Genomic DNA, 24,073 nt, shown 5'->3' with positions numbered 1-24,073 from the left:
GCCACGACGGCTCTGACCTGTGGTTCGACTGGGCCGATCGGGCTGCTCTCGCGGCACTGGCCCGGTGGTTGCCGGCGATACTGCGCGCTCGCCGCTGGTCACCCCGGCAACCTTGCCGGCATGGCATCCTCGTCCGCAATCTTCTTACGGCCACAGGCCAGAGGGCTTGTGGAAGCGGCCTTTGAGCGGGGGGAGATGAGGGGATTCGAACCCCTGACCCCTTCGATGGGAACGAACTGATCGAAGGCGAGACCGGGCTGGGCGGCGAGATGGGGTGGCCGTGGGACGGGGTGGCCAGAAACCCGGTGGTTTCTAGAATGGCCGCGTGACCGATACAAAGCGGGCAGAAGACCTCAAGGCAACTCACGACGGATTCAAGTGGGCCAAAGCCGCCCCCGGCGTCATTCCCGCCTGGATCGCCGACATGGACCTTCCCACCGCCCCAGAAGTCGTCAACGCCCTCCAACGACGGGCCCACGGTGACCTCGGCTACCCCACCTGGCTGGACGATCCCCGCTGTGGGCCCCTGGCCGAGGCGTTCGTTGAGCGGATGGCCGGGCGGTACGGCTGGGAGCCGGAGCTTGAGTATGTGCGGAGTTATTCCGACATCAATCAAGCGCTCCAGGTGATCCTCCACGTATGGACCCGCCCAGGCGATGGCGTGGCCGTGCATACCCCCACCTATCCCCCGTTCCTCGGCACGCTGGAGACCATGAACCGGCCGCTGCATCCCCTCCAGCTGAGCGCCGACGGGGACTCGTGGCGGTTCGAGGTGCCTGATCTGTCCCGGTGCAAGGTGCTGCTGCTGGTCAACCCGCACAACCCCACGGGCCGGGTCTTCACCCGTGAGGAGCTGACCGAGCTGGCCGAGCACGCCGAGCGGCATGATCTGCTCGTCATCTCCGACGAGATCCACGCCGACCTCGCGTACGCCCCCAACCAGCACATCCCGTTCGCCACCATCCTGCCCGAGCGGACCGTCACGCTCACCTCTGCCACCAAGGCGTTCAATCTCGGCGGCATCCGGTGCTCGGTCGCTCATGTCGGCTCGCCGGAGCTGCGTAAGGCGCTCGACGCGCAGCCGCCCTTCGTGTTCGGCTCGGCCAACCTGTTCGGCGTGGAGGCGACGGTGGCGGCCTGGCGGCACGGCGACGCCTGGCTTGAGGAGACCCGTGCCCTGCTGGACAGGAACCGCCGGACGATCGCCGAGCGCCTGCCCGAGGGGGTCGGCTACCGCGTCCCGGAGGCCACCTACCTGGCCTGGCTCGACTACGGCCGTCCAGGCGTACAGGAAATGCTCGAACGTGACGCGAAGGTCATGCTGAGCGATGGCGCCACGTTCGGGCCCGGCGGCGCGCACTGCGTACGGCTGAACTTCGCCACCACCGAGCCCATCCTGACCGAGATCCTGGACCGCATCACACAGACGGGGAGCCCAAGTTCTCAGTCCGCCGGGCGGTAGTCCAGGACGATGGCGCCTGAGCTGAAGGCCGAGGTGCCGGCCAGGTTCCACGCGGAGGTGTTGATCCCGTCAGGGAACAGCCGCCTCGACCACGCCGTCCATCGAGATGTAGATGACCGCGACGACCTTGCTCATCGCTTGCTCCTCCTGCTGGGGGTTCGTCGGGGTCCACCATGCCGAAGGCGACTTAAGGTTTTCTTACCGTGCACCGGTCACAACCCCCGGGGCGGAGCCAGGCACGACAGCCGACCCGCATGACCGCTAGAAGCGAGGGAAGTCCGTCTCCCCGACCCCCGGCGGTCCGGCGCCCACCGAGTCCTTCTTCAATGCCTCTCCCACCAGGTATTCCAGCCGCGCCGTGATGGCCCCCTGAATCAGTACAAGGGCGAGGGACAACCGCCACCCCACCTTGATGGACGCCAGCCGGGCAGCCGGGTTGACGGACGCGACCAGGCGCAGCGCCGCGATCACCCCCAGCTCGGTCATGGTCGTCCAGAAGGCGTACGAGTGCAGCCGGTTGAGCTGCTTCACCGCGTCCTGCAACCCGACGGCCCGGCCCGCGGCGTAGTCGGCGAGCTGGATGCCCGCCGTGACGAAGTCGCGTAGCTTCTGGTCGGCCACGTTCTTGGCGCCGCCGTGCCATGCTGCCGCCAGTGCCTCCAGCTTCATCGGGTCCCCGGCCCCGAAGGTCTCGCCCAGAGAGTTGGCGGCGTGGCGCCAGGCCGCGATGGCCTCGTCGACCTTCTCGTCATGCCAGGTCACGGTGGCCAGCCAGAGCATGAGCCCGGTACCGGCCGTGATCGACATCGTGGCGGCGACCTTGAGCATGGACAGCGTGCGCTGGCTCAGGTTCGCCATCTTCGCCGCCTCGGCCGACAGGTTCGCGAGCCCGGCGGTCGAGCCGCGCTGGAGGTAGGAGGACGCCTCCGCCAGCCGGATGAGGGTCACGCCCGTGGTGCCGAGCGACGTGAGGCCATATCCCACGCCGTTTCGGACTTCTGACTCCGGTGAAGGCGCGTCCCCGCGTACGAGAGGCTGCCGGTGGCCGCCGACGGCAAGGACCGCGCGCATGACGTCGTTGGAGGCCCGCACGTACCCGTCGGCGGTGAGCTTCAGGTTGTGCGAGATGCCCTCGGCCGAGTCCACGCCGCGCCGCACGCGGTTGTTGAACTCGTCACTGGCCTGGTTGTGGCGTTCTCTCGCCGCACCACCGGCGATCCCGAACGTCCCCAAGGGGAGCTCTGGAACGGCGAGCTTTTCCATGGCCTTCCGGACGTCCCGGGCATTCAGTCCGGTCTCCCGGATGCCGCTCTGACGATAGGCGAGTGGTTCCATCGCCTTACGCCCGAAGAAGGGAGTCAGCGGCCACGCCCTTGGGCGGTTGCCCAGCGGCCTCACTCTGGCGATACGCGAGGGACTTCATGGGGTCAACCCTGCCGCCGGGATCCGCTCCGATCATCATCGGAGCGGATCCCGTGACAACACCGTTATGTCGCGAGGTCACGTCGCAAGCTCACGTCGCGAGGTCACGTCGCAAGCTCACGTCGCGAGCGGTGGCAGGTCCGGAGGTGTGGCCGCCGGGTGTTCGGCCAGGGCGGCGAGTGCGAGTTCGACCGCCTTCTCCAGCTGCGGATCGCGGCCCGCCACCCGGTCCTGCGGCGTTATGACCACCTCGACGTCGGGATCGACACCGTAGTTCTCCACGCCCCAGCCCTGCCCGGCCAGCCAGAACGAGTAGCGGGGCTGGGTCACCACCGTCCCGTCCACCAGCGAGTAGCGCGAGTCGATGCCGATCACCCCGCCCCACGTCCGGGTGCCCACCAGCGGGCCGATCTTCCGGTTCTTGATGCCCGCGCTGACGATGTCGCCGTCCGAGCCCGCGAACTCGTCGGTGACGGCCACGATCGGGCCGCGCGGCGAGTCCTCGGGGTAGCGCATCGGCTCGTAGCCGCGGGCGTGCGCCCAGCCGGAGACCTGGCGCGACAGCTTCTCCAGCACGAGTTCGGAGGTGTGCCCGCCACCGTTCTCGCGTACGTCCACGACCAGCCCCTCGCGGGCCATCTCCGTACGCAGGTCGCGATGGAACTGCGCCCACCCCGAGGCCACCATGTCGGGCACGTGCAGGTAGCCGAGCCGGCCGCCCGACGCCTGCCTGACGTAGGCCCGGCGGCCCTCCACCCAGTCGTGGTAGCGCAGCTGCGTCTCGTCCGAGATCGGGGTGACCACCACCCGGCGCGTCTCGCCGCCCGACGCCGGGCGTACGGTCAGCTCGATGGGCTGCCCGGCCGTGCCGGCCAGGGAGGCGAGCGGGCCGCGGACGGGGTCGACGGGCCGGCCGCCGACCGCCACGATCGCGTCGCCCTCGCGCACGGCGACGCCCGGCGCGAGCAGCGGCGAGCGCGCGTCGTGGTCGGACGACTCGCCGGGCAGGATCCGTTCGACGCGCCAGACGCCTTCCGCGTCGCGGACGATGTCGGCGCCGAGCAGGCCCTGGCGCCGGCGCGGGTCGTAGCCCCCGCCGGCGGGCCGGGCGTAGGCGTGCGAGGTGCCCAGCTCGCCCTGTACCTCCCAGAGCAGGTCGATGAGCTCGGAGTAGGAGCCGATCCGGTCGACCAGCGGCGCGTAGCGGTCGAGCGCCCCCTGCCAGTCGACGCCGTTCATGTCCGCGCGCCAGAAGTGGTCGCGCATCAACCGGCCGGCCTCGGCGTAGCCCTGCCGCCACTCGGCGATCGGGTCGATCTGGACCGTGATCCGGTCGAGGTCGATGGTGACGACCTCGTCGCCCTCGCCGCTGGTGCGGGTCTGCAGGCCGTTCTTGCCGTTGAGGACGAGCCTGCTGCCGTCGCCGCTCACCTCGAAGGCGCGCGTCTCCCTGCCGAGCTCGGCCTTGGCGCGCTTCTTGAGGTCGTAGCGTTCGAGGACGGTCTCGCCGGTCGGCTCGGTGCCGTCGCCGAGCAGCCCGGTCGCCGGGTGGCGCAGCCAGAGCAGGGCGTCCTTGGCGGTGCGCAGGTTCCGGTAGTGCGCGGCGGGCACGGGCACCGGCACCACGCGCGAGGCCAGCCCCTCGAGGTCCACCTCGGTACGCGGCGGCTCGGCGTCCTTCTTCTCCGAGGTCTTCTTGTCTTCCGAGGTGGCGGCGGGCTTGTCGTCCTCGCCGTTGAACCCGCGCCCCTGCAGGCTCGGGTCGAACGGCGAGGGCGTCGTCGCCTGCAACGGCACGAGGTACGGCCGGCAGCCCGCCGGAAACGACAGGTCGAACACGTGCGCGTCGTAGATCGGGTCGAACGTCCGTACCGACAGGAACGCCAGATGCTTGCCGTCCCTGGTGAAGACCGGGTCGAAGTCGGCGAACCGCAGCGGCGTCACGTCGATGACGGAGGTCCCGTCGAGGCGGCCCATCCTGATCTGCGACAGCCGCGCGTCGTGCGGGTGCACCCAGGCCAGCCAGGACGAGTCGGGCGAGAACGTCAGCCCGCTGATGTCCCCCTGCGTCGTGCGATCCAGCTCCCGGATATTTCCGGATTCGAGGTCGATGACCAGCAGCCGCCCGTCGTGCGTGGCCACGGCCGCGTGCTTGCCGTTGGGCGAGGCGGCCAGCTGGAGCACCCGGCCGAGCTCGCCCGCGGCCAGCGTACGGATCTCGCCACCGGGCGTGCCGATCTCCAGGCCGTCCTCACCGGTGGCGTCCGAGACCCAGACCGCCCGGCCGTCGGCGTCGAGCGCCCGCGGCAGCCGTACCCGGACGCCCGGCTCCACCCGCAACGCGCCCGCGGGACCGTCACGGTGGGTCACCCAGTGGGCGGTGCCGCGGATCTCGACCGCGCTCGCCCGCCCGGTCTCGTCCGGTGAGAACCCGCCGACGCGGGCCGGCGCCGGTCGCCGCGCGCGAGCCGGGCGCGGGCCGCCGAGCTTGACCTCCAGCTTGTACGGCTCGGCGTCGAGGCTCTCCAGCAGCCAGAGGTCGCCGGCGTGGCTGTAGACCACCCGCTGCCCGTCGGTGGCGGCGTGGCGGGCGTAGAACTCGTCGTGCCCGGTGTGCTTGCGCAGGTCGGAGCCGTCGGGCAGGGCCGAGTACACGTTGCCGGTGCCGTCGATGTCGGCCAGGAAGGCGACCCGGTCACCCACCCACATGACCGACCAGTACTGCGCGTCGCTGTCGGCGAACAGCCGGGCGAACTCGCCGCTCCCCTCGGCGTCGACCCAGAGCTTGCCCGCCGTACCTCCCCGATAGCGCTTCCACTGTGACGGCTCGCGGTAGATCGACGACACCGTCGCGACCTTCTCGCCGCTGACGGCGGCCTCGCTCACCCATCCGTACGGCAGGCGCACGGCCGGGCCGCCGTCCAGCGGGACCGCGTACGCCCACGTCCTGGCCCGCGAGCCCTCCCCGGCCGCGCTGACCGCGAGCACATCCCCGCCGGCGGTCCACGCGCGCGCGCTGGTCGTCGAGCTGCCCCAGTGGGTCAGCCGCTCGCCGTCGGCCCCGTCGATCTCGGCCGCGAACGCTTCGGGCGGTCCCTCCCGATGGCTGGTCCACGCGATGCGGGCGCCGTCGGGCGAGAACCTGGGGTAGGACACGGGCGTACGGTCGGCGGTGAACCGCCAGGCCCGTCCGCCCGCCACGGGAGCCAGCCAGACATCGTCGTCGGCGACGAAGGTGACCAGGTCACCGTGCAGGTGTGGAAATCTCAGGTATGCGCCAGTTGTCACAGCTGCACACTAGTGCGCGGCCGGCCGCGAAGTCCGCCCTTGAAGTCTTGGTCAAGGCCGCCGCCGGGCGGCGTGTGACAGATGGTGATGGGGCAGAAGCCGTATGTGATGTCATTTCTGGAGGAAGCTTGAGGATCTTCGCCCGCCCTCACCAGTGGCCGCCCCGCATCGCGGCGGGCGCCTACATCCTGGACTCCGGGCTGACCCTGGCCCAGGCCGACCGGGAGGCCGCCACCGGCGTGCACGGCATGGCGGCCACGGCCTTCCCGTTCCTCCGCCGGTACGATCCCGAGACGTTCGTCCGGCTGCTGTCCAAGTCGCAGATCGCGGTCGGGTCGGCGCTGCTGCTCCCGGTGGTGCCGTCGCTGTTCGCGGGGGCCGCGCTCACCGCGTTCGCCGGCGGGCTGCTCAGCTTCTACGTCAAGACCCCCGGGCTGCGCCAGGACGGCACCCTGCGCCCCTCTCAAGAGGGGGTCTCCGTCGCCAAGGACGTCTGGCTGATGGGCATCGGGCTGGGCCTGGTGGTGGAGGAACTGACCCAACGTTAATCTCCGGCGCCTGGTAACTAACGTGTGCAAGCCCGGGTAGGCGCCACACCATGGCAGAAATCGGCTACACCTTGATGTGCGAGCAGACTCCGGCCCGGCAGCTGGTGGACGACGCGGCCACAGCCGAAAGGACCGGATTCGACTACGCGGTCATCTCCGACCACTACTTCCCGTGGCTTGAGGAGCAGGGTCACGCCCCCTACGCCTGGTCGGTCCTGGGCGCGGTGGCGAACGCCACCGAGCGGCTGCCCCTCATGACCTACGTGACGTGCCCGCTGATGCGCTACCACCCGGCCGTGGTCGCGCAGAAGGCCGCCACGATGGGCGTGCTCAGCCAGGGCCGGTTCACGCTGGGGCTGGGCTCCGGCGAGAACCTGAACGAGCACGTGATCGGCGAGGGCTGGCCACCGGTCAACACCCGGCACCGGATGCTGCGCGAGGCCGTCCAGATCATCAAGAAGCTGTTCTCCGGCGAGTACGTCACCTACCAGGGCGAGTTCTACGACGTGGACTCGGCCAAGCTCTATGACCTGCCCGAGCGCCGGATCCCGATCGGGGTCGCCGCCTCCGGTGGGCAGTCGGCGGACCTGGCGGCCGAGTTCGGCGACCTGCTGATCGTCAACGAGCCGATGCCGGAGGTGGTGGAGCAGTTCAACTCGCTCGGCGGCTCGGGCAAGCCGGTGTACGGCCAGCTGGCCATCTCGTACGACACCGACGCGGAGGCGGCCAAGCAGCGGGCCCACGAGCTGTGGCGCTGGTCGGCGGCCGGGTGGAAGGTCATGGCCGAGCTGCCGGGGCCGGTCAACTTCGGCGCCTACGCCGACTATGTACGGCCCGAGGACGTCGCCGACAGCGTGCCGTGCGGCGACGACGTGGACGCGGTGGTCGAGGCGGTCCGGAAGTACACCGACGCCGGCTTCACGCACGTCGCGCTCGTACAGATCGGCCACGACCAGCAGCAGCCCTTCTTCGGCTGGGCCGAGAAGGAACTGCTGCCCGCGCTGCGCCGCCTCTGACTCACGGCGCCGTCAAGTCGGCGTCAGGGGACGATGTTGACCAGCTTCGGCGCCCGCACGATCACCTTGCGCGGCTCGCCCGTCAGGTAGGAGCGGACCTTCTCCGAGTCCAGGGCCAGCGCCCTCAGGTCGGCCTCCGAGATGTCGGGCGACACCTCCAGGCGCTCGCGCACCTTGCCGGCCACCTGGACGACGCAGGTCACCGACTCCTGCACCAGCAGCGCCGGGTCGGCGGCGGGCCAGCCGGCCCGGCTGACGCCGCCCTCGTGGCCCAGGCGCTCCCAGCCCTCCTCGGCGGTGTAGGGCGCCACCAGCGACAGCATGATGGCCAGCGTCTCGGCCGCCTCGCGGACGGCGGGGTCGGCGGCGCCGGGACCGGAGTCGATGGCCTTGCGGGCCGCCGAGGTCAGCTCCATCATGCGCGCGATCGCGACGTTGAAGCGCTGGGACTCCACCAGCCTGGTGACCTCGTCGATCGCGTGGTGCGTGGCCCTGCGCAGCTCGACGTCGCCGCCCTCGAACGGCACGCCGGGCTCGGCGGCCACCTCGTCCATCACGCGGAAGGCGCGGGCCAGGAACTTCTGCGACGCGGCCGGCGACATGTCGGCCCAGTCGATGTCCTCCTCGGGCGGACCGGCGAACACCATGGTCAGGCGGACCGCGTCGACTCCGAAGTCGTCGATCTGCTTGCCCAGGTCCACGCCGTTGCCCAGGGACTTGGACATGGCCTTGCCGCCGTTGATCACCTGGCCCTGGTTGAGCATGCGCAGGAACGGCTCGGTGAAGTCCACCATGCCCATGTCGTGCAGGACCTTGGTGAAGAACCGCGAGTAGAGCAGGTGCAGCACCGCGTGCTCGATGCCGCCGACGTACTGGTCGATCGGGCCCCACTTGCGGACCGCCTCGACGTCGAACGGGCCGTCGGTGTAGCCGGGCGAGGTGTAGCGCAGGAAGTACCAGGACGAGTCGACGAAGGTGTCCATGGTGTCGGTGTCACGCTGGGCGGGACCGCCGCACTTGGGGCACTCGACGTTGACCCAGTCGGTGGCGCTGGCCAGCGGGGACACGCCCTTCGGCGCCAGGGCCTCACCGCGCAGGTCCGGCAGCGTGATCGGCAGCTGGTCGTCGGGGACGGGCACCTCGCCGCAGTCGACGCAGTGGATGATCGGGATCGGCGTGCCCCAGTAGCGCTGGCGGGACAGCAGCCAGTCGCGCAGCCGGAAGTTGATCGCGCCCGTGCCCCTGCCCTCGGTCTCCAGCACCTCGATGATCTTGGAGATGGCCTCGGTCTTGGACAGCCCGTCCAGCGGGCCGGAGTTGACCAGCGTGCCCTCGCCCGGTGTGGCCTCGCCGGTCTCGCCGGGGTCGGCCAGGCCGGTGTGCACGACGACCTTCACCGGCAGCCCGAACTTCACCGCGAAGTCCAGGTCGCGCTGGTCGTGGGCGGGCACGGCCATGATGGCGCCGTGGCCGTAGTCGGACAGCACGTAGTCGGCCGCCCAGACCTGGATGCGCTCGCCGTTGACCGGGTTGATCGCGTAGCGGCCCAGGAAGACGCCGGTCTTGTCCTTGTCGGTGGACAGCCGCTCGATGTCGCTCAGCTTGGCCGACTCGGCCCGGTATGCCTCGAAGGCCGGGCGCTGCTCGTCCGTGACGATCTCGTCGGCCAGCGGCGCGTCCACGGCCACCACGAAGAACGTCGCGCCGAACAGCGTGTCGGGCCGCGTGGTGTAGACGTGGACCGGCTCCTCGCGGCCCTCGATCTCGAACAGCACGTCGGCGCCCTCGGACCGGCCGATCCAGTTGCGCTGCATGGTCAGCAGGCGCTCCGGCCAGCCGTCCAGCTGCTGCATGTCGTCCAGCAGCCGCTGCGCGTAGTCAGTGATCTTGAAGTACCACTGCGTCAGCTCGCGGCGGATCACGTCGGCGCCGCAGCGCTCGCACTTGCCCGCCACGACCTGCTCGTTGGCCAGCACGGTCTGGTCGTTGGGGCACCAGTTGACCAGGCCGCCCTTGCGATAGGCCAGGCCGCGCTCGAAGAAGCGGATGAACAGCCACTGGTTCCAGCGGTAGTAGTCGGGGTCGCTGGTGTGCAGGCGGCGCGACCAGTCGAAGGAGATGCCGTAGCGCTTGAACGAGCCGGCCTGCGTCTCGATGTTGGCGTAGGTCCACTCGGCGGGGTGTGCGTTCCGCTTGATGGCGGCGTTCTCGGCCGGCAGGCCGAAGGAGTCCCAGCCGATCGGGTGGAGGACGTTGTAGCCCTTCTGGAACCAGTAGCGCGCGACCACATCGGCGATCGCGAACACCTCGGCATGGCCCATGTGGAGGTCACCGGAAGGATAGGGGAACATGTCCAGCATGTAGCGCCGCTCACGCGTGTCGGCGGCGTCATCGCTGGCCCGGAACGGGTCCTGCTCCTCCCACCGCTGCTGCCACTTGGCCTGCAGCGCCTGCGGGTTGTACTCACTCACGGCGGTTGTCCTTTTGGATTGACTCGGACCCATAAGAAAACCCCTCGTGCGCATGACGAGGGGCAGCCGCGACGGCGAGCTGTCAGAGCCGTCGCGGCCCGCTAAGAAGCAGGGTCGCGGAACGCATAGGTCAAGCCTAGCGCACGTCTTCGGCTGAATGCGGGTCGTCGAGTCGGCTCAGTGGGCACAATGGACTCTTCAGGTCCGGTGAGATCTGATGGTGATGTATCCGTTGTGACCTCTAATGTCCCATTAGAATACTCTCGTCGCCGTGGTGTACCCAGTAGAGCCAGAACGTCCAGATGGTGGCCTGCCCATGCAGGACCCGCCGACGGATCCGCACGGCTTCGCGCGTTTTACTGCGGAACCCCTGGTCTCACGTGAGATCATGCCGGATGCGTCAAATCCGGACATAACCTCGGGAGGTACGGCAGCAATGGCAACGGAGAATTCCGGAGCACCCCATCTGCCACCGTCCTGGCCCGAGGCGCCAAAGCCGGAGGTGCCGACATCCTGGCCCGAGGCGCCCCGGCAGGACGCGGCATGGCCTGACTCCTCACGGGGCGGTGCCGCCCAGTCGTCATGGCCGGACTCGTCGCAGTCCTCGCCGTCGTGGCCCGACCCCTCGCAGTCCTCGCCATCCTGGCCGGACCCGTCACAGTCCTCGCCTTCGTGGCCGGACCCCGCGCAGTCCTCGCCATCCTGGCCGGACCCGTCACAGTCCTCGCCTTCGTGGCCCGATCCGTCGCGGCAGGGCTCCGCGCCGCCGCAGGGGTCGCAGCAGCCCTGGGCGGACTCCGGGCCCGCCTGGTCGGAGGCGCCGCCCTCCTCGGACGCGTGGTCGAACCTCGGCCAGACCGACGCCCGGTCTCAGCCGCGTCCCGGTGACCCGATGGAACGCACGGTCTCCTATGGCCAGGGCTCTCCGGACAACCAGCCCACGGCGTACCACCAGTTCCCGCCGGCTCCGCTCGGCGAGCGCGCGTACCCGCCCCCGGACGACCGAGGCGCGCCGCGGTCCGGCTCGCCGCTGGACGGTCCTCGGTCCGGTTCCCCGCTGGACAGTCCTCGGTCCGGCTCGCCACTGGACGGTCCTCGGTCCGGCTCCCCGCTGGACGGGCCGCGAAACGTCACTCCGCTGGACAGCCGGCGCCGGGGCACTCCCCTCGACGAGCGCGCGGTGCCGCGTTCCGCCCCCTCCCCCGATGACCGCCTGGTCGCGTACGGCCAGGCGCCGGTCGGCCAGGCCCCGCCCGGCCAGCCGCTGATCGGCCCTGGGCCGGGTGGCCCTGGACCGGGCGGCCTTGGACCAGGTGGACACGGAGCGGGCGGTCAAGGACCGGGTGGGCACGGACCGGGCGGCCAGCCGCCGGGCGGGCAGCCGCCGACCGGCGAGGAGCACCAGGGCGAGCACGGCAGGCCCGGCTCCAACCTGAGCCGCGACCCGTCCGACCCGGACCACAGGTTCGTGACGGCCGGCCAGATCAGCGGCTCCCGCACGCCGCCGCCCGAGCGCCAGCAGGAGCTCTGGAACACCGTCTTCGGCGACGACTACCAGGCGATGGGCGAGCCGGAGTCGCTGGACAACCCCGGCAAACCCCTCTGGATCTACGCCCTGGCGGGCTCGGTGGCCATCGCCCTGGTCGGCGCCGTCCTCTGGGCGTTCCTGGCCGGACCGCTGGCCACCAACACGCCGGCCACCACCAACACCGCGGCCGCCAAGCCGAGCACGTCGGCCAGCGCCTCCCCCACCAAGGCGACGAGCTCGATCCCGCGCCTGCCGCGGTGGTCCGGCAAGGCCGCCCCCGTGACGGGCATCGTCGCCAACCCCTCGGCCGGCATCACGGTCCCGCGCCTCGGCGGCACCTGGCAGCAGGACCAGCGCGCCACCGTCAAGACGACGTACGGCTTCGACACCCGCCAGTACGTCGTGACGGGCAACAACAGCTCCGCCCAGATCCTCACCGGCCCGCTGCCGGCCAAGCTGGCGTCCTCGTTCACCAGCGAGGACGACCTGGAGCCGGTGATCAAGCAGGTCGTGCTGAACGCTCGCAAGCGCTTCTTCCCCGTGGGCAACACGGTCAAAAAGATCGCCCAGCAGCCGATCAAGGTCGGGCAGTCCTCGGGCCGGGTCATCGCGTACGCCCTCACCTCGGGCACCGAGAAGGCCACCATCGTCACGGCCGCCATCAACACCGGCAAGGACGTCCCGGCGATCGTCTACATGTCGATCCCGTCGACCAGCAAGCAGCTCCTGCCGGACATCAACACGGTCATCAAGCAGATCAAGGTCACCCCCACCTCCTGACCTTCCGCCCCGACCCCCGCGTCCCGGGGGTCGGGAAGGTGGCTCTAGAAGGTGCACTCCAGGTGCTTGATGCCGTTGATGAAGCTGGAGTGCAGGCGGTCCGGCTTGCCCGCCTGGATGCCGGGCACCCGGCGGAGGAGTTCCCGGTACATCACCGTGATCTCCCGCCGGGCCAGGTGCGCCCCCAGGCAGAAGTGCGGCCCCGGCCCGCCGAACCCCACGTGCGGGTTGGGTGAGCGGGTGATGTCGAACCGCTCGGGCTCCGCGAAGACGGCCTCGTCGCGGTTGGCCGCCCAGTAGTACAGCACCACCTTCTCGTCCTTCCGGTAGAGGTGGCCGTTCATCTCGTGGTCCCTGGTCACCTTGCGGCGCATGAAGTTCACCGGCGAGGCCAGCCGGACGATCTCCTCCACGGCCCCGGCCGCCCGGCCCTGGACGTCTTCCAGCCACAGCGCCCGCTGGTCGGGGTTGTTGGTGAGCAGGCGCAGGCCGTACGAGATGGCGTTGCGGGTGGTCTCGTTGCCCGCCACCACCAGCAGGATGAAGAACGACCCGAGCTCCTGCGACGTCAGCCGCTCGCCGTCGATGTTGGCGTTGACGAGGGAGGACGTCAGGTCGTTCGTGGGCTGGTCCGTACGGTAGGCGGCCAGGTCCTGGACCAGCTGCTGCAGCTCCATCCCGGCGTTGAGCAGGAGCGGGACCACCTGGGTGACGTCGTCGCCGGTGTATTCGGGGTCGAAGCCGCCCAGGATGACGTTCGAGCGCTCGTAGACGAACTGGTAGTCGCGCTCGGGGATGCCCATCATGTCGCAGATGATCTTCAAGGGCAGGCGGGCGGCGACCTGGGTGACGAAGTCGCAGCCGGAGCCCGTGACCAGCAGGTCGTCCACGATCTTGGCGGCCGCGGTGTCCACGTCCGCCTCGAACTGCTTGATCATCTTGGGGGTGAAGGCCCGGGAGACGATCCGGCGGAGGCGCGCGTGCCGGGGGTCGTCCATGTTGATCATCGAGCCGAAGTACTCGGCGAACTCGGCGGGCATGTCGAGGATGTTCGTGGCCCCGCCGTTGCCCGAGGAGAAGACCTCCGGATTGCGGCTGGCCTCCAGGATGTCGGCATGCTTGACCAGCGCGTAGTAGCCGGGCCCCTGCGGGGCGAAGTCGACCACCGGCTCGGCGAAGAAGGCCGGTGTATCTCGCGCCCGGAGCCGGTCGAAGGCGGCTCTCCGCTCCGCCATCGGCTTGGCCCAGAAGTCACGGTCCGACAGGTCGAAGTCCAGCACGTCCATGAACACCATCATTCGGATAGCGGCCTATTCACGTCAACGCGATCGAAGTACACCGTACGTCTGTGGGGCCGGGCGCGCGCGGAAAATCGGTGGCCTCCGGAGGCGGATGATCTATAGCGTGGGCGCATGACGTTCTTCTTCTTCCTGCGCTAGCGACCCGCCGGCGGGCCGTGGATGACCCACCGCCGGTGATGCGGGACGGCCGGCCGCCGTCCCGGGTCGCGACGTGGGAGAAGGACACGTGCATACGCTTGCCGTGGCCAGGGCGGTGCGTGGCATCGAGCCCCTGGTGGCCGCGGAGATCCAAGGTGCCGGGCTCGGGGTGGTGCGCGGGGTGCGCCACCGTGAGGTGTGGTTCGAGACGGCCGATCCCGGGCCGGAGTTGCTGGGGTTGCGGATGGCCGACGACGTGCTGCTGGTGGCGGCCGTCGTGGAGGGCATCGGGCGCGACAGGGAGGCGCTGGTACGTCTGTCGCGGGCGGCTCGCGAGCTCGACGCCGAGAGCCTGACGAAACTCACCCATCAGATAGGCGTGCGGGACAGCGGAGTGCTGGACGGCGGGGTGCTGGACGGCGGGGTGCTGGACGGCGGCCCACCGTACGCCGTGCGGGGAGGTGGGGTAGGCGGCCCACCGTACGCCGTGCGGGGTGGTGGGGTGGAGGTGTCGGCGTCGTTCGTCGGGCGGCGGAACTACAGCCGGTTCGACATCGAGGACGCCGTCGGCGGCGAGCTGGCCCGGCCGCTGGGCCTGGTGTACCACTCGCGCCGCGACGGCCGGGTGCCGCCCGAGGGCTCGGCGGCGTGGCGGGTCACGGTGGAGGGCGGGCAGGCGGTCATCGCGCTGCGGGTGGCCGCCAGACCGCTGCACCGCAGGCCGTACAAGACGGTGTCGGTGTCGGGCACGTTGCACCCGCCGGTGGCCGCCGCCATGGCCGGGCTGGCGCGGCTCGACCGCGCCGGCACCGTGCTCGACCCCTGCTGTGGCGCGGGTACCACGCTCATCGAGGCCCGCGCGCTCGCGCCGCACGCGCGCCTGCTCGGCTTCGACCACGACCCGCACGCCGTCCAGGTCGCCACCGCCAACGCCACCCGCGCCTCAGCCGCCGCCATCGCCTGGAGTGTGGCCGATGCGGGGCGGATTCCCCTGCCGGACGGCAGTGTGGACCGAGTCCTGGTGAATCCGCCCTGGGACCGTCAGGTCGCTCCGAGCGGGCGGCTCCGCCGCGACCCCGGCCGCCTGTGGCGGGAGATCCACCGTGTCCTGGCCGTGGACGGCACGGTCGTGGCGCTCCTTCCGGAGGCGTGGCGGCCGCCCGGATTCGGGGTGGACAAATCCATTCACCTCACCCTGGCAGGACGCCATCCGGTCGTGGCGGTCCTCAGGAGGTCGGCCAGTCGAGGACGAGCCGGTTGACCGCCGCCCTCAGGCGGTCAGCCAGTCGAGGATGAGCCGGTTGACCTCCGCCGGCTTTTCGAGGTGGAGGAAGTGACCCGCGCCGGCCACCTGCTCGGTCCGCGATCCGGCCGGCAGGTGGCTCAGCGCGTCCTTGACCAGGTCGGCCGAGAGACAGCCGTCCTGGGTCCCGTGCAGGTAGAGGATCGGCCCGGTGGTGGCGGGCTCCGGTGCCGGGTAGCGCCCGGTGGGCGGGGTGGTGCCGAGCATCGCCCGGTAGTAGCCGATGGCCGCCGCCAGGTTCGCCGGTGCGCCGATGCTCTGCCGGACGAACTCCAGGTCCTGTTCGGCGTCGTAGCCGGGCGACCAGTCGCGCCAGATGCCCTCGAGGAAGCCGGGGGCGGCGGCGGCCGTCTCGGCCAGGGCGGTCTGGAAGAGGAAGACGTAGAACGAGCGCTTGAGCTGCTCGTAGTCGAAGAACCCGGCCGCCAGGGCGCCCGTCGGCGGCACGGCCATGGCCACGGATCTGCGGAAGCGGTCGGCGGTCGCGTAGACGGGGAACGCGCCCCAGTCATGGCCGATGAGCACCGCGGCGGAGTCGCCACCGAGCTCCTCGTGCAGCGCCCGTACGTCGGCGACGAGCGCGCCGGCCTCGTAGGCGCCGTCGGCGGGGATCTCGGTCGGCGCGTAGCCGCGCAGGAACGGCGCGACCGCGCGGTAGCCACGCTCGGCAAGCGCCGGGAGCAGGTGACGCCAGGTGTGGGCCGTGTCAGGGAAGCCGTGCAGGCACAGGGCCAGCGGCCCCTCCCCTACGGCCAGATACGCGAACTCCACCCCGTTGGCGTGGACGGTTCTGATCTCCATGACTGCGAAACCTAGCAGTCGGTTCTCCGCTGGAGTAGCACTCTGCTCCGGGATCGAAATCAGCCGGCCCCCTCGACCCCCCGCAGCAGGCAGCGCAGCCCGAACTCGAACTGATCGGTGAAGTCCAGCTCGCCGGCCTCCACCACCCTCCTGGTGAACTCCGGGTAGTCGCCGCTCGCGATGACCTCCCTGAGGTATGGCGCGACGCTCGCCCGCCACTCCTGCTCGGTCATCCCGGTGCGGCGGCTCGCCTCCTGCTCGGCCAGCTCCCTGGCCACGGCCCCCAGCACGTAGTCGCCGAGCATCGCGATGACCGCGGCGGCCCGCGTGATGTCGGGGGTCAGCGCGGCGGCGGCCTTCAGCGTGGCGTCGAAGCGGCGCAGCGAGTGGGGGCCGAGCGTGGGCCGGCTCGCCATCAGCGTCCCGAGCCAGCCGTGGCGCAGCAGCGTCGACCGCTGCGCGCGCGCCACCTCGGCCAGGTCCGCCCGCCAGTCACCGCTGACCTCCCCAGGCGGCTCCTCGCCCCAGACCGCGTCGACCATGAGGTCGAGCAGCTCGTCGCGGTTGGCGACGTAGCGGTAGAGCGAGGTGGTGCCCGACTTCACCTCGGCCGCCACCCTGCGCATGGACAGGGCGTCGAGGCCCTCCGCGTCGGCGATCCCGATCGCGGCGCGTACGACCCGATCGACGCTCATCGCCTGCCGCTTGGGCGAGTACGGCTCGCGGCTCCACACCAGAGACATCCGGCCACCCCCTCTGGTGCCATCGTACGGCAGTGGGTACAGTGTTCCCATTCGCGGGAACACTGTTCCCACAACGAAAGGGGTGGAGTCATGCACGACGTCCTCATCGCCGGCGGCGGCACGGTGGGCCTGAGCGCGGCGGTCTTCCTGGCGCAGCACGGCGTCCGGGCTCAGGTGCTGGAGCGCCGGCCGGGGCCACAGATCCATCCGCGCGCCACCGGCCTGGGCATGCGCACCGCCGAGCTACTGCGCGAGGTCGGTCTGGAGGCGGCCGTCAACGAGGTGGCCGTCGACGCGACCGGCTCGGCCTTCGGCAAGATCACCGTGGACACGCTCGCGGGGGCCGACTTGGCCGCCCTGGCCAAGACCCTCCCCACCCGTGCCCAGACCGTCGCCCGGATGGACTACACGCCGGCCCGGATTCGCGGCACCTGTCCCCAGAACCGCCTGGACGCGGTGCTCCTCGACGCGGCCCGCGACCGGGGCGCGACCGTGCGCTACGGGGCCCAGGTGGTCTCGGTGGAGCAGGACGGCGAAGGCGTGACCGTGCTGCTGTCGGACGGGAGCGCGCTGCGGGCCCGCTACCTGATCGCCGCCGACGGGGTACGCAGCCGGGTGCGGTCGGAACTCGGCATCGGCGTCTCGGGACCCGGAGTGCTCGGTCCCACCACGAACAATGTCCTGTTCCGCGCTGATCTGAGCGGGCTGACCGGCGAGTACACATTCGGCCTCTGCGAGATCACGAACCCGGCCGCGCCCGGCATGATCCTGACGATCGACGCCAAGAGCGAGTGGGTGTTCCACACCGGCCAGGAGCCCACCGCCGACCTGATCAGAACCGCCATCGGCGACCCCGGCCTGGAGGTCGAGATCCTCAGCGTGCTGGCCTGGCGGGCGCGGGCCCAGGTGGCGGACCGGCTGTCCCAGGGCCGGGTGTTCCTGGCCGGGGACGCGGCGCACGCCGTACCGCCGACGGGGGCGTTCGGCCTCAACACCGGCATCGCGGACGCCCACAACCTGGCGTGGAAGCTCGCCTGGGTGCTGTCCGGCAGGGCCGCGCCCGCCCTGCTCGACACCTACCACGACGAACGGCGCCCGGTGGCGGTGCTCGCGATGGAGCAGTCGCTGCTGCGAATGCGCGATCTGCGGCTGCACTTCGACGGCGGCCCGGACGCGCCCCGGCGGCGCGCCGAGGCGGGCGCGGTGAATGCGCCCATCGTCCACCTGGGCTACCGCTACGGCGCCACGATCGACGAGCTGCCCTCGACCGAGGACGTGGCGCTGGCCCTGGACGGCTCGCCCGGCTCGCGACTGCCGCACGTCTGGGTCGGCGAGCGCTCCACGCTCGACCTGGTCGGCTCGGCGTTCTGCGTGTTCGCGGCGGAGCCGGTGACCGGGATCGACGTGCCGGTGCACGTGGTGGACGGCTGGCCGTACGGAACGCTGCTCGTACGGCCGGACGGTTTCGTGGCCTGGCGCGGCGAGGAGGGCCTGGCCGAGGCCCTCAGAAGGTGTACTTCAGGTGCTTGATCCCGTTGATGAAGTTGGACAGCAGGAAGTCGGGCTCCCCCTCTGACCTGATGCCGGGCAGCCGCGTGAACAGCTCGCGGAACATCACGGTCATCTCCCTGCGCGCCAGGTGGGCGCCCAGGCAGAAGTGCGGGCCGGGGCCGCCGAAGCCGACGTGCGGGTTCGGATCGCGGGTGATGTCGAACGTGTCGGGGTCCTTGAACACCGTCTCGTCACGGTTGGCCGAGTTGTAGAAGAGCAGGACCTTGTCCCCCTTCGTGTAGCGCATGCCGTTCATCTCATGGTCCCGCGTGAGCGTGCGGCGGAACTGGATCACCGGCGTGGCGTAGCGCACGACCTCGTCGCACGCCTTGGTGACGCGGCCGTCGAAGTCGTCCAGGAGCAGCCGCCGCTGCTCGGGGTGGTCGGTGAAGAGCTTGAGCCCGTACGCGATCGCGTTGCGGGTGGTCTCGCTGCCGGCCACCACGAGCAGGATGAAGAACGAGCCCAGCTCCTGCGAGGTCAGCCGCTCCTCACCGTTGACCAGCAGGCTGACCAGGTCGCCCGTGGGATTCCTGCGCCGCTCGTCGCCCAGGCGGGCGGCGAGCCGGTTCAGGGAGAAGCCGGCGCGCAGCAGCTTGGCCAGGCCGCGGGCCACGTTGACGCGGCTGAACTCGGGGTCGATGCCGGTGTACTCGGGGTCGGCGTTGCCGAGGATCACGTTGGTCCGCCGAAGCACCATGTCATGAAATTTCGCCGGAATGCCCATTATGTCGCAGATGACGCGGACCGGGAGCTGGGCGGCGATCTGCGCCACGAAGTCGCCCGGCCCCTCCTCGATCGCCCGGTCCACGATCTCGGCGGCGGCCGTGGCCAGGTCCTCTTCCATCTTGGACAGGATGCGCGGCGTGAACGCCCTGGACACGATCCTGCGCAGCCGGGCGTGCCGCGGGTCGTCCATGTTGATCATCGACCCGAAGTACACGGCCAGCCAGCGCGGCATGTCGGGCACGCTGTTGGAGCACGGCTCGCTGCTGAACACGGCCGCGTTCCTGCTGGCCTCGGTCACGTCCGCGTGGCGCACCAGGGCGTAGTAGCCGGGCCCGCCCTTGATGAACGGCACGGCCTGCTCCGTCAGGAACACCGGCTCGTCCAGCTGGCGCAACCGGCGGAAGACGGCCATGCGCTCGGCCTGGGGCAGCCCCCAGAACACCAGTTGCGAGATGTCCAGGTCACTGGAGAGCGTCATGAACACCAAGCCTTCTGCAAGTAGTCACTTACGTCAAGGCCGCTTGGCGATGAGCTCGGCCCCCTTCTCGCCGATCATGATGGCCGGGGCGTGCGTGTGTCCACGGTTCAGGGTCGGCATGATCGACACGTCCACGACCCTGAGCCCGTCGAGGCCGCGTACCTTGAGCTCCGGGTCGACGACCGACTCGGCGTCGGTGCCCATGCGGCAGGTGCCGACCGGGTGGTAGAGGGTCTCGCCGCGCTCGCGTACCCACTGGGTGAGCTCGGCGTCGCTCTCCGGCCCCTGGTAGGGGGCCATCGGGCCGCCCGCGTACTCCTTCATCGCCGCGGTGGCGAAGATCTGCTTGGCCGTCTTCAGCCCGGCGACCAGCCGCTTGACGTCGGCCTCCTGGGTCAGGTAGCCGGGGTCGATCACCGCCTCGCGGCCGCTCAGCCCGATCCTGCCGCGGCTCTCCGGCTGCAGCAGCACCACGCCGACGGTCAGCCCGTGGCCGGTCGGCGGTGTGAGGCCGTGGTCGATGAACGGGCCGGGCGCGAAGATCAGCTCGATGTCGGGGGCGGGCTCCTCCGGCGACGTTCTGATGAACGCCACCGCCTCGCCCACGTTCGTGGTGAGCATGCCGGAGCGCAGCACGATGTAGCGCAGGAGGTTGCCGATCGACTCCGCCTTGGTCAGCGTGACCGGCTGCTTGGACTGCACGTACACGCCGGTCGACAGGTGGTCCTGCAGGTTCTTGCCGACCTCGGGAAGGTCCCGCACGACCGGGACGCCCTCGTCGCGCAGCTCGTCGGCCGCGCCGACCCCCGAGCGCATGAGCAGGTACGGCGAGCCGATCGCGCCCGCCGACAGGATGACCTCGCGCTTCGCCTTGACCTGCGCGCCGCCGTCGTGCTCGACGCCGACGGCCCGCGTGCCGTCGAACAGCACCCGGTCCACGGTCGCGCCAGTGATCACCGTCAGGTTGGGTCGCTTCAGCGCCGGGCGCAGGTAGGCGTCGGCGGAGCTCCACCTCCTGCCCCGGTTCTGGGTGACGGGCGTGGCGCTGTAGCCCTCGTTGGAGCGGCCGTTGAGCTCGGACAGCCGCGCTAATCCGAGCTCGTCGCAGGCTTTGAGGAAGGCCGCGGTGGTGACGTTGGGACTGCGCAGCTCGGAGATGAACAGCGGGCCGGACGAGCCGTAGACGCCGCCGTTGTTGCTGCCGACGCGGTGCTCGGCCTTGGTGAAGTACGGCAGAACCTCGTCGTAGGTCCAGCCCGGGATCCCCCACTGGTCGTAGTCGCGCTCGCAGCCGCGCACCCACATCTGCGCGTTGAGTGAGGACGAGCCGCCGAGCATCCTGCCCCTGGGCCAGTAGAGCTCCCGGCCGGACATCTCGCTCTGCTTGGCGGTGGTGTAGTTCCAGTCGTAGTCGGTCTTGAACAGCTTGGCGAAGCCCGCGGGCATGCGGATCTCCAGCTTGTCGTCCTTGCCGCCCGCCTCGATCAGCGCCACGGACACCCTGGGATCGGCCGACAGCCTGTTGGCCAGCACACACCCCGCCGACCCGGCCCCGACGATCACGTAGTCGTACTCCATGGCCCCTCCCAGGCGTAAGTAATCTGGTACTTGCTTACTCCCAGGCGATATACCGCGTCCATACGCATCTGCAACCGCCCTCTGAGGTGACCGTACGGTGCGGGTTTTGCCCCTACCGACTGGTATGCCTTCCTGCCATGATGGCGCGCAAGCCGTACACAGGGAGGAAGGCGCTCATGCTCAACCTGTCGATCGTCCTGGAGGACAGTGCCAGGGCCACGCCGGATGGCACGGCCATCGTCTTCGGTGACATGCGGCTGCCGTACTCAATGATCGACACCGTGGCGGCGCAGGTGGCCAACCTGCTGGCCTCGCGCGGCATCGGCAAGGGCGACAAGGTCGCGCTGGCCTGCCCCAACCTGCCGTACTTCCCCTTCGTCTACTTCGGCATCCTCAAGGCCGGGGCGACGGTGGTGCCCCTCAACGTGCTGCTGCAGTCGCGGGAGATCGCCTACCACCTCGACGACAGCGACGCCAAGGCGCTGTTCTGCTTCGAGGGCACGCCCGAGCTGCCATTGGGCGAGCGCGGGAAGGCCGGCTTCGAGGCGGCCGAGGGGTGCGAGCACTTCTTCGTGCTGCCCGCCACGCCGCTGGCGACCGAATCCGTGTACGGCGAGTCGATCTGGGCGGCGCTCGACGGCATGTCCGGCGTGTTCGAGACCGTGCAGACGGCGGCCGAGGACACGGCGGTGATCCTCTACACCTCCGGCACCACGGGCCAGCCCAAGGGCGCCGAGCTCAGCCACCAGAACATGCTGATGAACGCCATCGTCTGCGACCGGATGTTCCCGAGCGCCGAGGGCGGCGACGTGATGATGGCGGTGCTGCCGCTGTTCCACTCGTTCGGCCAGACGGTCGTGATGAACCAGGGGTTCCTGCGGCGGGCCACGGTCGTGCTGATGCCGCGCTTCGAGCCGGGCGACGCGCTGGCGCTCATGGCCAAGGAGGGCGTCACGTTCTTCGCCGGCGTGCCGACCATGTACTGGGCGATGCTGTCGAAGGTCCACGCGGACGGCGTCGCGCCGCCCACGAGCCTGCGGACCGCCGTGGCGGGCGGCTCCGCCTCCCCGCTCGAGGTGCTGAAGGACTTCGAGAAGACGTTCGGCGTCGCCATCCTCGAGGGGTACGGCCTGTCGGAGACCTCGCCGGTGGCCAGCTTCAACCAGCCGGACCGCCCCGCCAAGCCGGGCACGGTCGGCACCCCGATCTGGGGTGTGGAGATGAAGCTCATCGACAGCGGCTGGAAGACGATCGAGGGCGAGGGCCCGGGCGAGATCGCGATCCGCGGCCACAACATCATGAAGGGCTACTACGGCCGTCCGGAGGCCACGGCCGAGGTGATGCGCGACGGCTGGTTCCGCAGCGGCGACATCGCCACCCGCGACGCCGACGGCCACTACGCGATCGTCGACCGGTCCAAGGACATGATCATCCGTGGCGGGTTCAACGTCTACCCGCGCGAGCTCGAAGAGGTCCTGATGACCCACGAGGCCGTCTCGCTGGCCGCCGTCGTGGGCGTACCGCACGAGTCGCTCGGCGAGGAGATCAAGGCGTATATCATCCGCACGCCCGGCTCTACCGCGACCGAGGACGAGCTGATCGCCTGGGCCAAGGAGAACATGGCGGCCTACAAGTACCCGCGCGTCGTGGAGTTCCGCGACGAGCTGCCGATGACCGCCACGGGCAAGATCCTCAAGCGCGAGCTCCGGTAGCTCCCTCGGAACCCGACCGGCTGTGACGGCGTGGCGCGCGTGCGCCGCGCCGTCACTCCCCCGGGCTAGCTTGCCCGCGTCGCCACCACGGCCCGGCCCATGGCCGGATCGTCGCAGAACGCGCCGTCCACGCCCAGGTCGAGCAGCCTGCTCAGCCAGCCCATCACGTCGCCGGTGGCGCGCGGGAAGGCCGGGCTGGCCGGGTTGCCCAGCCGGTAGTCGAGGGGGAGCTGGGAGTTCTCGTTACGGATGGTCCAGACGTGCACGTCCAGCCGCCTGCGGTGGGCGTCCTGGACGAGCGTGGTGGGCTCCGTCAGCTTGCCGTCCGCTCCCACGGGCACGACGCGGCGGGTGTCCACGCCGATCCCGTTCGCGTACGAGGCCACCTCGCGCAGCCCCTCCGGCTTCACCATGTCGTCATAAGTACGCTGATCACCGGCGGCGACCCAGTCGTACGGCGCCCCGCCGAACGTGATCAGCTGGATCAGCGGCAGCCTGGTCTTCTTGCGCAGCTCCCGCAGGTTCGCGGTCTCGAACGACTGGATGTACACCTTGCGCAGGTGGTTGCTGTTGAGCGTCTCCAGCAGCGGCTCCTCCAGCGACAGGCCGATGGAGTCGAAGTACGTCGGATGCTTGGTCTCGGGATAGACGCCCACGCCGTGGCGCTGCGCGAGCCGCACGACCTCCTCGAACGTCGGGATCTCCGCCACCCCGTCGAAGGCCGTGTTGTCGGGCCGCAGGTCGGGCACGCGTTCCTTGGCCCGCAGCGTCTTCAGCTCGGCCAGCGTGAAGTCCTCGGTGAACCAGCCGGTGATCGGCCGGCCGTCGACCGTCTTGGTGGTGCGCCGGTCGGCGAACTCCGGATGGGCGGCCACGTCGGTGGTGCCGGTGATGTCGTTCTCGTGCCTGGCCACCAGGATGTGGTCCTTGGTGGAGACCAGGTCGGGCTCGATGTAGTCGGCGCCCATCGCGATGGCCGCCTCGTACGAGAGCAGCGTGTGCTCGGGCCGGTGAGCGCTGGCGCCCCGATGCCCGATGACGACGGGGGCCTGGGCGCGGCGCTCGGCCGTGGCGGTGTGGGGCTGGAGCAGCACGACCGCGACCGTACCACCGGTCAGGACGGCCAGAGCGCTCGCGAATAATCTGCGCGTCAGCATGCCGCGTACGTTAGACCGGCAAAGTGGCCGGTGAGTGACGATCGGGCGCACAACCGTTGATCACCTG

At 70.3% G+C, this 24,073-nt stretch carries 16 protein-coding genes; 7 read left to right on the top strand and 9 right to left on the bottom strand.

Features of this window, described 5'->3' with window-relative positions:
- Nucleotides 1-325 precede the first annotated feature (325 nt).
- Complete coding sequence (locus tag LDL49_RS00775; protein WP_225288890.1) at nucleotides 326-1,462, top strand: MalY/PatB family protein; 1,137 nt, start codon at nucleotides 326-328, stop codon at nucleotides 1,460-1,462.
- 261 nt (nucleotides 1,463-1,723) lie between these two features.
- On the opposite strand, the gene LDL49_RS00770 is transcribed toward LDL49_RS00775, so the two are convergent.
- Together LDL49_RS00770 and LDL49_RS00765 are read right to left on the bottom strand one after the other, a co-directional pair.
- Nucleotides 1,724-2,725 carry a hypothetical protein gene (locus tag LDL49_RS00770; protein ID WP_225288889.1) on the bottom strand — a complete coding sequence of 334 codons (1,002 nt, stop codon included), beginning with the start codon at nucleotides 2,723-2,725 and terminating at the stop codon, nucleotides 1,724-1,726.
- 276 nt (nucleotides 2,726-3,001) lie between these two features.
- The gene (locus LDL49_RS00765; protein WP_225288888.1) at nucleotides 3,002-6,172 is read right to left on the bottom strand and encodes a S41 family peptidase; all 3,171 of its coding nucleotides are present in this window, start codon (nucleotides 6,170-6,172) and stop codon (nucleotides 3,002-3,004) included.
- A gap of 128 nt (nucleotides 6,173-6,300) precedes the next feature.
- Between LDL49_RS00765 and LDL49_RS00760 the strand changes: the two genes are divergently transcribed.
- Together LDL49_RS00760 and LDL49_RS00755 are read left to right on the top strand one after the other, a co-directional pair.
- Nucleotides 6,301-6,720 carry a hypothetical protein gene (locus tag LDL49_RS00760; protein ID WP_225288887.1) on the top strand — a complete coding sequence of 140 codons (420 nt, stop codon included), beginning with the start codon at nucleotides 6,301-6,303 and terminating at the stop codon, nucleotides 6,718-6,720.
- A 50-nt stretch (nucleotides 6,721-6,770) separates the two neighbouring features.
- Nucleotides 6,771-7,736, top strand: coding sequence for a TIGR03557 family F420-dependent LLM class oxidoreductase (locus LDL49_RS00755; protein WP_225288886.1), 966 nt, complete (start codon nucleotides 6,771-6,773; stop codon nucleotides 7,734-7,736).
- A 23-nt stretch (nucleotides 7,737-7,759) separates the two neighbouring features.
- Here LDL49_RS00755 and leuS read toward each other — a convergent pair whose 3' ends face one another.
- The gene (leuS, locus tag LDL49_RS00750) at nucleotides 7,760-10,240 is read right to left on the bottom strand and encodes a leucine--tRNA ligase (RefSeq protein ID WP_225288885.1); all 2,481 of its coding nucleotides are present in this window, start codon (nucleotides 10,238-10,240) and stop codon (nucleotides 7,760-7,762) included.
- A gap of 859 nt (nucleotides 10,241-11,099) precedes the next feature.
- Here leuS and LDL49_RS00745 point away from each other — a divergent pair.
- The gene (locus tag LDL49_RS00745) at nucleotides 11,100-12,515 is read left to right on the top strand and encodes a hypothetical protein (RefSeq protein ID WP_225288884.1); all 1,416 of its coding nucleotides are present in this window, start codon (nucleotides 11,100-11,102) and stop codon (nucleotides 12,513-12,515) included.
- A 44-nt stretch (nucleotides 12,516-12,559) separates the two neighbouring features.
- Here the strand turns inward: LDL49_RS00745 and LDL49_RS00740 are convergent, their stop codons facing one another.
- Complete coding sequence (locus LDL49_RS00740; protein WP_225288883.1) at nucleotides 12,560-13,801, bottom strand: cytochrome P450; 1,242 nt, start codon at nucleotides 13,799-13,801, stop codon at nucleotides 12,560-12,562.
- 241 nt (nucleotides 13,802-14,042) lie between these two features.
- Here LDL49_RS00740 and LDL49_RS00735 point away from each other — a divergent pair, with 241 nt between their 5' ends.
- Nucleotides 14,043-15,215 carry a TRM11 family SAM-dependent methyltransferase gene (locus tag LDL49_RS00735; RefSeq protein WP_225288882.1) on the top strand — a complete coding sequence of 391 codons (1,173 nt, stop codon included), beginning with the start codon at nucleotides 14,043-14,045 and terminating at the stop codon, nucleotides 15,213-15,215.
- A gap of 9 nt (nucleotides 15,216-15,224) precedes the next feature.
- Here LDL49_RS00735 and LDL49_RS00730 read toward each other — a convergent pair whose 3' ends face one another.
- Both LDL49_RS00730 and LDL49_RS00725 read right to left on the bottom strand, forming a co-directional pair.
- Complete coding sequence (locus LDL49_RS00730) at nucleotides 15,225-16,058, bottom strand: alpha/beta fold hydrolase (RefSeq protein ID WP_225288881.1); 834 nt, start codon at nucleotides 16,056-16,058, stop codon at nucleotides 15,225-15,227.
- A gap of 59 nt (nucleotides 16,059-16,117) precedes the next feature.
- Nucleotides 16,118-16,801, bottom strand: a complete 684-nt coding sequence (locus LDL49_RS00725) for a TetR/AcrR family transcriptional regulator (protein ID WP_308016046.1) — start codon at nucleotides 16,799-16,801, stop codon at nucleotides 16,118-16,120.
- A gap of 90 nt (nucleotides 16,802-16,891) precedes the next feature.
- Between LDL49_RS00725 and LDL49_RS00715 the strand changes: the two genes are divergently transcribed.
- Nucleotides 16,892-18,331, top strand: a complete 1,440-nt coding sequence (locus tag LDL49_RS00715; RefSeq protein WP_225288880.1) for an FAD-dependent oxidoreductase — start codon at nucleotides 16,892-16,894, stop codon at nucleotides 18,329-18,331.
- On the opposite strand, the gene LDL49_RS00710 is transcribed toward LDL49_RS00715, so the two are convergent.
- Nucleotides 18,306-19,559 carry a cytochrome P450 gene (locus LDL49_RS00710; RefSeq protein ID WP_225288879.1) on the bottom strand — a complete coding sequence of 418 codons (1,254 nt, stop codon included), beginning with the start codon at nucleotides 19,557-19,559 and terminating at the stop codon, nucleotides 18,306-18,308. The genes LDL49_RS00715 and LDL49_RS00710 overlap by 26 nt on opposite strands.
- Nucleotides 19,560-19,592: 33 nt before the next feature.
- Nucleotides 19,593-21,137 (bottom strand): GMC family oxidoreductase, encoded by a 1,545-nt coding sequence (locus LDL49_RS00705; RefSeq protein WP_225288878.1) that lies wholly within the window; start codon nucleotides 21,135-21,137, stop codon nucleotides 19,593-19,595.
- 176 nt (nucleotides 21,138-21,313) lie between these two features.
- Here LDL49_RS00705 and LDL49_RS00700 point away from each other — a divergent pair, with 176 nt between their 5' ends.
- Nucleotides 21,314-22,849 (top strand): long-chain-fatty-acid--CoA ligase, encoded by a 1,536-nt coding sequence (locus LDL49_RS00700; RefSeq protein WP_225289828.1) that lies wholly within the window; start codon nucleotides 21,314-21,316, stop codon nucleotides 22,847-22,849.
- Nucleotides 22,850-22,914: 65 nt separating this feature from the next.
- On the opposite strand, the gene LDL49_RS00695 is transcribed toward LDL49_RS00700, so the two are convergent.
- Nucleotides 22,915-24,006, bottom strand: a complete 1,092-nt coding sequence (locus tag LDL49_RS00695) for a glycerophosphodiester phosphodiesterase (RefSeq protein WP_225288877.1) — start codon at nucleotides 24,004-24,006, stop codon at nucleotides 22,915-22,917.
- Nucleotides 24,007-24,073: the final 67 nt, after the last annotated feature.

Source organism: Nonomuraea aurantiaca, assembly GCF_020215705.1.
Classification (GTDB): Bacteria; Actinomycetota; Actinomycetes; order Streptosporangiales; family Streptosporangiaceae; genus Nonomuraea; species Nonomuraea aurantiaca.
The sequence above is the reverse complement of the archived record's forward strand: the minus strand, read 5'-3'. Positions and strand labels throughout refer to the sequence as shown.

Excerpts from the sequence above, each read along its gene's own strand:
- LDL49_RS00770 (WP_225288889.1), bottom strand. The coding sequence starts at position 2,725 with ATGGAAAAGCTCGCCGTTCCAGAGCTCCCCTTGGGGACGTTCGGGATC.
- LDL49_RS00755 (WP_225288886.1), top strand. The coding sequence starts at position 6,771 with ATGGCAGAAATCGGCTACACCTTGATGTGCGAGCAGACTCCGGCCCGG.
- leuS (WP_225288885.1), bottom strand. The coding sequence starts at position 10,240 with ATGGGTCCGAGTCAATCCAAAAGGACAACCGCCGTGAGTGAGTACAAC.
- LDL49_RS00745 (WP_225288884.1), top strand. The coding sequence starts at position 11,100 with ATGGAACGCACGGTCTCCTATGGCCAGGGCTCTCCGGACAACCAGCCC.
- LDL49_RS00740 (WP_225288883.1), bottom strand. The coding sequence starts at position 13,801 with ATGGACGTGCTGGACTTCGACCTGTCGGACCGTGACTTCTGGGCCAAG.
- LDL49_RS00730 (WP_225288881.1), bottom strand. The coding sequence starts at position 16,058 with ATGGAGATCAGAACCGTCCACGCCAACGGGGTGGAGTTCGCGTATCTG.
- LDL49_RS00725 (WP_308016046.1), bottom strand. The coding sequence starts at position 16,801 with ATGTCTCTGGTGTGGAGCCGCGAGCCGTACTCGCCCAAGCGGCAGGCG.
- LDL49_RS00715 (WP_225288880.1), top strand. The coding sequence starts at position 16,892 with ATGCACGACGTCCTCATCGCCGGCGGCGGCACGGTGGGCCTGAGCGCG.
- LDL49_RS00710 (WP_225288879.1), bottom strand. The coding sequence starts at position 19,559 with ATGACGCTCTCCAGTGACCTGGACATCTCGCAACTGGTGTTCTGGGGG.
- LDL49_RS00705 (WP_225288878.1), bottom strand. The coding sequence starts at position 21,137 with ATGGAGTACGACTACGTGATCGTCGGGGCCGGGTCGGCGGGGTGTGTG.
- LDL49_RS00700 (WP_225289828.1), top strand. The coding sequence starts at position 21,314 with ATGCTCAACCTGTCGATCGTCCTGGAGGACAGTGCCAGGGCCACGCCG.
- LDL49_RS00695 (WP_225288877.1), bottom strand. The coding sequence starts at position 24,006 with ATGCTGACGCGCAGATTATTCGCGAGCGCTCTGGCCGTCCTGACCGGT.